The following is an 8,626-nucleotide window of genomic DNA, read 5'->3' as shown; positions in this document are numbered from 1 at the left end:
AGGGGGGAATTAATAAGAGGCGCGGGATTTCTGGGGGTTGGGGGAGGCGGGGCTTTATGTGTGGGTTGAGAAGGTTTTTTTGAGGGGGGGGGCGGGGGGCCCCCCCCAACACACGCCGGCGGGGCTGGACGCAGGCGGGGTGGCGGCCTCGGCGTTCTCCGGGTGGTGGCAGGCGACCTCGTGGCCCGTCTTGAGGGCGACCAGGGGCGGGTCCTGGGTCTTGCAGATCTCCGTGGCCTTCCAGCAGCGCGTGTGGAAGCGGCAGCCGGCCGGCGGGGAGATCGGCGAGGGGACGTCGCCCTTGAGCAGGATGCGGCCGCTCTTGGCCCCGCGCCGCCGCGGGTCCGGGACCGGGACGGCGGAGAGCAGGGCGTTGGTGTACGGGTGCATCGGGGACTCGTACAGGGACTTGCGGTCGGCCAGCTCCACGATCTTGCCGAGGTACATCACCGCGATGCGGTCGGAGACGTGCCGGATGACCGACAGGTCGTGCGCGATGATCACGTAGGTGAGGCCGAGCTCCTGCTGGAGGTCGTCCAGCAGGTTGACCACCTGGGCCTGGATCGACACGTCGAGCGCCGAGACCGGCTCGTCCGCGACGACGAGCTTCGGCTTGAGGGCCAGGGCCCGGGCGATGCCGATGCGCTGGCGCTGGCCGCCCGAGAACTCGTGCGGGTAGCGGTTGTAGTGCTCCGGGTTCAGGCCGACCAGGGACAGCAGGCGCTGGACCTCCGCCTTGACCCCGCCCTCCGGGGTGACGCCCTGGAGGTTGAAGGGGGCCGAGACGATCGCACCGACCGTGTGGCGCGGGTTCAGGGAGCCGTAGGGGTCCTGGAAGATCATCTGGACGTCGCGGCGCAGCGGGCGCATCTGGGAGACGCCCAGGTGCGTGATGTCCTGCCCCTCGAACTCGATGCGGCCGCCGGTCGGCTCCAGCAGGCGGGTGATGAGGCGGCCCATCGTCGACTTGCCGCAGCCGGACTCGCCGACGACGCCGAGGGTCTCACCCCGCCGGACCTCGAAGTCGATCCCGTCGACGGCCTTGACGGCCCCGGCCTGGCGGCGCAGCAGCCCCTTGTTGATGGGGAAGTGCTTGACCAGGCCGGTCACCTTCAGGAGTGTTTCCGCCTCGGGGGCCTTGGCGGAGTCCTTGTTCATGTCGGTCACAGCTTCGGCGCAATCTCTTCGGTCCAGATCCGGGTCCGCTCCTCCTGCGACATGTGGCAGGCGGACCAGTGCCGGCTGCCGTCCTCGGTCAGCTCGGGGCGCTGGGTGCGGGTGATGCCGCCCTTGGGCACGTCGGCGTAGGGGCACCGGGGGTTGAAGGCGCAGCCGCTCGGGATGTTGATGAGGCTGGGCGGCGAGCCCTTGACCGGGATGAGCCGGTCGGTCTGGTCGCGGTCGATGCGCGGCATGGAGCCGAGCAGGCCCCAGGTGTAGGGGTGCCGGGGCTCGTAGAAGACCTTCTCGGCGGAGCCCCGCTCGACGCAGCGGCCGCCGTACATCACGAGGAGGTCGTCGGCCATCTCGGCGACCACGCCGAGGTCGTGCGTGATCATGATGACCGCGGAACCGAACTCCTTCTGGAGGTCGCGGATCAGGTCGAGGATCTGCGCCTGGACGGTGACGTCGAGGGCCGTGGTCGGCTCGTCCGCGATGAGCAGTTCGGGGTTGTTGACCAGGGCCATCGCGATCATCGCGCGCTGGCGCATCCCGCCGGAGAACTCGTGCGGGTAGGCGTCCACGCGCCGGTGGGGCTCGGGGATGCCGACGCGGTCGAGCATCTCCACGGCCCGGGTGCGGGCCGTCTTCCTGTCGACGTGGTGGTGGGTCCGGTACGCCTCGATGATCTGCTTGCCCACCGAGTAGTAGGGGTGCATCGCGGACAGCGGGTCCTGGAAGACCATCGCCATCTTGCGGCCGCGCAGCCGGCGGACGTGGTCGGCGTCGGCGCTGACGAGCTCCTCGCCGTCGAGGACGACCTCGCCGGAGATGTGCGGGCGGCTGCGGGCGTTGCCGGTGCGGTGCAGGCCCATGATGGCCAGCGAGGTGACGGACTTGCCGGAGCCGGACTCGCCCACGATGCCGAGGGTCTTGCCGCGTTCGAGGTCGAAGGAGAGGCCGTCGACGGACTTCACGAGACCGTCGTCGGTGGGGAAGTGCACCTTCAGGTCGCGCACGGACAGGAAGGGGGCGCCGTCGCGCGGGCTCCCCTGCTCGGGCACGAAGGCGGGCGCGCCGTTGTTCTGGTTCTCGGTCACGTCAGCCTCACGCGCGGGTCGATGACGGCGTACAGCAGGTCCACGATCAGGTTGGCCAGCACCACGAACAGTGCGGCGAGCAGGGTGACGCCCATGATCACGGGCAGGTCGCCCTGGCTGATGGCGGCCACCGCCGCCGTCCCCAGGCCCTGGAAGTTGAACGTGGTCTCGGTGAGCACCGCGCCTCCGAGGAGGCCGCCGAGGTCCAGGCCGAACATGGTGACGATCGGCGTGAGGGTGGAGCGCAGGGCGTGCTTGCGGATGACCACGCCCTCCTTGAGGCCCTTGGCGCGGGCGGTGCGGATGTAGTCCTCGCCGAGGACTTCGAGCATGGTCGCCCGGGTGATGCGGGCGTAGGTGGCGGCGAAGAGGAAGGCGAGGGTGACCCAGGGCAGGATCAGACTGTTGAGCCAGGCCAGCGGATCCTCGGTCAGGGGTTTGTAGTTGGAGACGTCCAGCCAGCCGAGGCTGTAGACGAAGATCGCGGGGGCGACCATGCCGGTGAAGAAGATCGGCAGGGAGACGCCGGCGAGGGCGCCGACCATCACCGTGCGGTCGATGGCGGTCCTGCGTTTGAGTGCCGAGACGACGCCGGTGGCCACGCCCGCGATCACCCAGATGACCGCCGCGCCGAGGGCGAGCGAGAGGGTGACGGGGATGCGGTCCATCATGGTCTGCCAGACGGGCGCCTCGGTCTTGAAGGAGTAGCCGAAGCACGGGGCGGCGCAGTGCGTGACGCCCGTGCCGCCGTCGTAGTCGCGGCCGGCGAAGATTCCCTTGACGAAGAGCAGGTACTGCTCGGAGATCGGCTTGTCGAAGCCCATCTTCACGCGGATGCCCGCCAGGGCGGTCTCGTTGGTCTCGCGTCCGGCGTACATGAGCGCGGGATCGCTGCCGGTCAGCTTCGGGACCGCGAAGAAGATGCCGAAGGTGACCACGGAGACCACCAGCAGCGTGGCGGCGACGTTGAACAGCCGCCGTATGAGGTAGACGAGCACTGCAGTCGGCCGCCCGGCGCGGGTGGCCGCCGCCCCTCGTGGGGGTCGGCGGCCACCGCCTGCGGCCTTCACCTGCCCTTCGGACTAGCGCATGTGCGGTGAAGGCACTTGCCTGTGGTGTTACGTGGTACGTGACGACTCGGGCCGGGGGCCGGCCGGTGCTGTTACTGCTTGATGCCCACGGTGGCGAGGTCGATCTTGCCGAAGGACTCGTTGAAGTAGACGTTCGTCAGGCGCGGGTTGTGGTAGACGAGCGCCTTGTCGAAGTTGATCGGCAGGTAGAGGGCCTTCTCCATGACCTTCTGGTTGATCTGCGTGTAGAAGGGCGCGGCCTCTTCCGGAGACTTGGTGGCGGCCGTCTTGAAGAGGCCGTTGATCTCCGGGTCGTTGATCATCGTGTAGTTGTTGTTGCCGTTCGGCAGGATGAACGAGCCGTCGACCAGCGGCTGGAGGAAGCCCGAGCCGGAGTTGTAGTCGGCGCCCCAGCCCATGACGATGATGCCGTAGCCCTTCTTCTTCACGTTCTCGGGCGAACCGATCACGGAGGAGTTGAGCTTGCCGTCGTACTGGTCGATCGTCGCCTTGATGCCGACCTTGGCGAGCGAGGCCTGGAGGGACTCGGCCGTCTTCACCTCGGGCGCCTTGTTGTTGCGCACCGCGATGGTGGTCTCGAAGCCGTCCGGCTTGCCGCAGGCCTTGAGGGCCTCCTTGGCCTTGGCCTCCTGCGGCTTGCCCTTCGTCAGACCGAACGGGTCGTAGCTCTTGTCCGAGCCGGGGACGCCGGGCGGCAGCATGTTCGCGCCGAGGTCACCGCTGGTCGGGCCGCCGCGGGCGGTCTGCAGGGACTTCGGGTCGGCCGCGTAGATGACGGCCTTGCGGCACTCGATGTTGTCGAACGGCGCGACCGTGGTCGGGAAGGCGAAGTAGCGGATGTAGCCCGTGAACGGGTTGTCCGCGTTCTTCTTGAGGTTCGCGTCCTTGAGGATCTTGTTCTTGGCGGCCTGCTGCACACCGGTGCCGTCGATGGCGAGGTCGATGTCGCCGGAGAGCAGGCGCTGGTCCATGTCGTCCGGGTTGGTGGTCACCGTGAAGGAGACCTTGTCCGGCAGGCCCTTGCGGATCGGGTCCGTCTTCGGGTCCCAGTTCTCGTTGCGGACGAAGGTCGCGCCCTTGCCGGCGGTGAAGCTCTCCACCTTGTACGGGCCGGTGGAGACCGGCTTGTTGGTGTAGGTGGCGCCGGTGTCCTTGCTCGCCTGGACGGGCGAGGAGGTCGGCATGGCCAGCAGGTAGCTGAAGTCGGCGTTGGCGCTCGCCAGGTTGAAGACGATCGTCTTGTCGTCCGGCGTCTGGACGGACTGCAGGCCCAGCTTGTCCGGGGCGGTGTCCTTGTACGGGCCGGGGTACTTCTGGCCCTGGTCGAGGACGTCGATCAGGTAGGTCGGGCCGCCGGACAGCACGTCCTGCGCGAAGACGCGCTCGATGCCGTACTTGACGTCCTTCGAGGTGATCGGGGTGCCGTCCTCGAACTTCACCCCGTCCTTGAGCTTCAGGGTGTACGTCTTGCCGTCGTTGGTGACGACCGGCAGGGCCTCGGCGAGGTCCGGGACGGCCTTGGTGCCGTCCTTGCCGGGCTTGGCGTCGTAGGCGAGCAGGCTGCGGACGTACAGGCGCTGCATGTCCCAGACGAAGCCGTAGTAGGCGCGCTGCGGGTCGAGGTAGTCGACGTCCTGCGGGGACCAGAGCTTGAGCTCGCCGCCCTTGGCGTCGGAGGCGTTGATCACGCCGTCGGCGGCACCGCTGTAGCCCTTGCCGCTGTCGGCGTCGGCCGCCTTGGTGTCGTCCTTGCTGTCCCCGTTGCCACCGCACGCGGCGGTCATCGACAGGGCGGCGATCACGGCGGCGATCGCGAGGGCCTGCTTTCTGCGGATCACGGTTGTCCAACCTCCATAGGTGGTGAATCGAAGAAGCGGTTCAGCTGCCCTTGGGGTCGAGTGCGTCACGCAGCCCGTCCCCGAAGAGGTTGAACGCCAGGACGGTGATGAAGATCGTCATACCGGGGACCACCATGTACATGGGGTCGTCCTGGTAGATGGGGACGGCGTCGGAGAGCATCTTTCCCCAGGAAGAGGTGGGGGGCTTGACGCCGGCGCCCAGGAAGCTGAGGGCCGCTTCCGTCAGGATGTTGGTCGGGATGATCAGCGTGGCGTAGACGAGGATCGGCGCGACCAGGTTCGGCATCAGTTCCTTGACGAGGATGTAGCCGCGGCCGGCCCCGAGGCTGCGCGCCGCCTCGACGTACTCGCGTTCCCGCAGGGAGATCGTCTGGCCGCGGACGATGCGTCCGATGTACGGCCAGCCGAAGAAGCCGATGACGAGGATGAGCACGCCCATCCGGACGCCCGAACCCTCGAAGCCCCAGACGGAGTTGGGGACGACGGAGACGAGCGCGATGGTGAACAGCAGCTGCGGGAAGGCCAGCAGCAGGTCCATCAGGCGGCTGATGACGCTGTCGACCCAGCCGCCGATGAAGCCGGCCAGGGCGCCCAGGAAGCTGCCGAGGACCACCGAGACGAAGGCGGCCAGGAAGGCGACGATCAGGGAGATGCGGGCGCCGTAGACGATCCGGCTGAAGACGTCGCGGCCGTTGGTCGGCTCGACGCCCAGCAGGTGGTCGGAGCTGATGCCGCCGAGGGAGCCCAGCGGCGTGCCCAGGTCGGGGTCGATCAGGTCCTCGTGGAACTCGTTGGGGTCGTGGCCCAGGAGCTTCACGATCAGCGGCGCGAAGATCGCCACCAGGATCAGGAAGATCACGACCAGTCCGCCGGTCAGCGCGACCTTGTCGCGCTTGAGCCGCATCCAGGCGATGCGTCCGGGCGAGCGGCCTTCGATGGCCTTGGCAGGGACGTCGGCTACGGACACGGGTGCGGGCGTTTCCGCGCTCGTGTCGTGCAGTGGTGCCGTCATCGTGGTGGGGACCCCTCTCGGCCGACGGATGGTCGGCCCATGCCCGCCGCTGTGGCGGCGTTGGTGCGGAGTGGCGCTCGGAGTGCTCGGGACACGGTGGAACGCGGACGGGATGCGTCGGGAGGTGCGTGAGTACTGCGAGAACTGCGGGAGGTGCAGGAGGTGCAGGAGGTGCGAGAAGTGCAGGGTGACGCGAGGAGATGCGAGGACTGCGGGCGTGCGGAGGTGCGGGAATTGCTGTGCGGAGCGACAAGCGGAGTGCACGTGCCGAACCGGGTCCTGGAGGACTGACCGGCTCTTGGGTGGGGAGTCTTCATCGGGCGCTCGACCAGCCGCCAGACCCGCAGATGAAAGGATGCGCAACCGTGATCTGAGGCTTGAGTTCCCGTTATCCGGACTCCGCTCGCGGCTCAGCGGAGCAACACCGTCCGTTCGGTATCCAAACGGGACATGGCACCCAACTCCTCAGAGGAGCACGCCAATTGGGCGCCCATTCGGGGTCAAAAACGGACAAGGGGAAGGCCGCCGGGAAGGATGGTTCCCGACGGCCCGGAGTCGCCTCGAACAGCCCGTCTCGCAGTGCGGGCAAACCCTGAAATGTCCCTGTAACGGACTCGGTGTTCGCCCCGGAGGCCCGGGGCGGGGGCTCAGTAGGCGGCCGCCTGCCCCTCGCGGTCGTAGAACGGCCGGGTCTGCGCGCGCAGCCACATGGCCACCGGATCGTGCTCGTCCGCCAGCGCGACGGTGCACACCGGGACGCCCTCGGGCACCGCGCCGACCGACTGGCGCATCATCTCCCGCACGGACTCCAGCGCGGGCGCGGAGGCGTCGTACAGGTCGAGCCCGACGGCGAGGTACGCCGACCCCAGCGCGGGCTGCACCCAGGCGCGGCGCAGCGAGCGGACGGCGGGCGTGCGGTGGGCGTGCTGGGTCAGCAGCCCGTAGAACTGCGGGAGCTCCAGCGCCGGCTCGGACAACCGCAGCGGCCCGGCCGGCATCCGGTCCAGCCCGGTCGCGACCCGGCGCAGGTCCGCCCAGGGGACGCCGAGGCCGCCGCCCTGGGCGTGCGGGTTGACCCACAGGCCCCAGCGGTCGGGGTACAGGGCGCGGGCGATGTCCCGGCCGGTGACCACCTCGTAGCCGCGGTTCCAGCCGCTGGCGGCCAGTTCCTGCGGGGAGGTCACGCAGGGCGCGTAACCGAGGCCCTCGACCTCCATGCCGCCGTACTGGGCGTCCGGTGAGCCCGGCTGCCCCTGCCAGAGCAGCATCCACAGCCTGCCCTCGGCGAGGGCGTGCAGGAATGACTCGTAGCTCTCATAGCGCCCGGGAGTCACCTGGCGCAGCATGTGCTCGACCTGCCCGGCCGCGGCCGTGCCTGACGCACTCACCCGGGTACCCCTCTTCGTCTTCGTCCGCCCGTCGTCTCCACGTCCCGAACAGCTTAAGCGGCGCTACGGGAGGTAGAAGGGGCGCACGCGCTCACGAATCCAGTCCGTGACCGGGTCCTCGGCCGCCTCCAGCAGGATCAACTGCACCGGCCAGGGCGCGGGTACGCGGGCCAGGGCGCGGCCGAGCGCCTCCAGGGGGGCCGTCCGGGAGCCGGCGTCCCATCCCACCAGCCGGACGCCGATGTAGAGCTCGGGGTCCTTGCCCTCGACGCTGGCCAGGCAGCGGTGCGCGGCGGCGACCACGCCGGTGGCGCGGAACTCCTCGGCGGCGGCGGCGAGGAAGTCGACGGGGTCGTCCTGCCAGTCGGGCTCGAAGAGCCGGACGCGGGCGCCGGTGGCGGGTCCGTCGAGTTCGGTCCGGCCGGCGCGGCAGAGCTGTGCGACGGCGGCGGGGGGCAGGGGGACGCCGACGGCGCCCTCGGGGTTCACGGCGATGCCGAGCTGCGGGGGCAGGCCGCGGGCGAACTCCACGGCGGGGGCCACGGCGAAGTCCATGGCGGGGCCGGCGGCGTAGCGGAACTGGGCCTCGGAGCTGTAGACGGGGACGTACGCCTCGCCGGCGATCAGCATGGTGGGGAGGTCGAGGGAGGGGCTGTCGGGGCCGCCGCCCTGCGGGAGCGGGACCCAGACCTGGCTGCGGCCGAGGACCTCCAGGATGCGGGGGCCGGCGTCCGGCTGGCCGAGGGCCGCCCCGAGTACCTGCTCCAACTCGTTCGCCGGCCAGCCGTTGCCGTGCATGTGCCCCTGCCTCTGCCTCTGTGTTTCCGTCCCGCCGATGTCGCCCCGAGGCTATCCGGTCGCCCGCCGGGGGTGGGGTGCCGGTCGGCCGGGGCCAGGCTGCCGCTGCGCGGAGCCGTCTCCCCGCCCCGCCCTTTCTCCGTCTCCTGGGGCTCCGCCCCAGACCCCGCGCCTCAAACGCCGGCGGGGCTATAGACAGTCCCGCCGGCGTTTGAGG

General features: G+C 69.6%; 7 protein-coding genes. All 7 read right to left on the bottom strand.

Annotation, left to right across the window (positions count from 1 at the left end; all coding sequences use genetic code 11):
* Positions 1 to 54 precede the first annotated feature (54 nt).
* Positions 55 to 1,158, bottom strand: coding sequence for an ABC transporter ATP-binding protein (locus tag WDV06_RS34945; RefSeq protein ID WP_395513841.1), 1,104 nt, complete (start codon positions 1,156 to 1,158; stop codon positions 55 to 57).
* A 5-nt stretch (positions 1,159 to 1,163) separates the two neighbouring features.
* Positions 1,164 to 2,225 (bottom strand): ABC transporter ATP-binding protein, encoded by a 1,062-nt coding sequence (locus WDV06_RS34940; RefSeq protein ID WP_395513843.1) that lies wholly within the window; start codon positions 2,223 to 2,225, stop codon positions 1,164 to 1,166.
* A 32-nt stretch (positions 2,226 to 2,257) separates the two neighbouring features.
* Positions 2,258 to 3,259: an ABC transporter permease gene (locus WDV06_RS34935; protein WP_042811653.1), complete on the bottom strand. Its 1,002-nt coding sequence runs from the start codon at positions 3,257 to 3,259 to the stop codon at positions 2,258 to 2,260.
* A 164-nt stretch (positions 3,260 to 3,423) separates the two neighbouring features.
* Positions 3,424 to 5,136, bottom strand: a complete 1,713-nt coding sequence (locus tag WDV06_RS34930; RefSeq protein WP_395513842.1) for an ABC transporter substrate-binding protein — start codon at positions 5,134 to 5,136, stop codon at positions 3,424 to 3,426.
* 94 nt (positions 5,137 to 5,230) lie between these two features.
* Positions 5,231 to 6,223, bottom strand: a complete 993-nt coding sequence (locus WDV06_RS34925) for an ABC transporter permease (protein WP_395513840.1) — start codon at positions 6,221 to 6,223, stop codon at positions 5,231 to 5,233.
* A gap of 647 nt (positions 6,224 to 6,870) precedes the next feature.
* The gene (locus WDV06_RS34920) at positions 6,871 to 7,611 is read right to left on the bottom strand and encodes an enhanced serine sensitivity protein SseB C-terminal domain-containing protein (protein ID WP_395513839.1); all 741 of its coding nucleotides are present in this window, start codon (positions 7,609 to 7,611) and stop codon (positions 6,871 to 6,873) included.
* A gap of 63 nt (positions 7,612 to 7,674) precedes the next feature.
* Positions 7,675 to 8,409, bottom strand: a complete 735-nt coding sequence (locus tag WDV06_RS34915) for an enhanced serine sensitivity protein SseB (RefSeq protein WP_395513838.1) — start codon at positions 8,407 to 8,409, stop codon at positions 7,675 to 7,677.
* Between the last annotated feature and the right edge of the window lie 217 nt (positions 8,410 to 8,626).

Source organism: Streptomyces racemochromogenes (genome assembly GCF_044129415.1).
Classification (GTDB): Bacteria; Actinomycetota; Actinomycetes; order Streptomycetales; family Streptomycetaceae; genus Streptomyces; species Streptomyces racemochromogenes_A.
This window is presented reverse-complemented; position numbering and strand designations above follow the sequence as displayed.

Coding starts and splice junctions, on each gene's coding strand:
- WDV06_RS34945 (WP_395513841.1), bottom strand. CDS start 1,158: ATGAACAAGGACTCCGCCAAGGCCCCCGAGGCGGAAACACTCCTGAAG.
- WDV06_RS34925 (WP_395513840.1), bottom strand. CDS start 6,223: ATGACGGCACCACTGCACGACACGAGCGCGGAAACGCCCGCACCCGTG.
- WDV06_RS34915 (WP_395513838.1), bottom strand. CDS start 8,409: ATGCACGGCAACGGCTGGCCGGCGAACGAGTTGGAGCAGGTACTCGGG.
- WDV06_RS34930 (WP_395513842.1), bottom strand. CDS start 5,136: ATGACCGCCGCGTGCGGTGGCAACGGGGACAGCAAGGACGACACCAAG.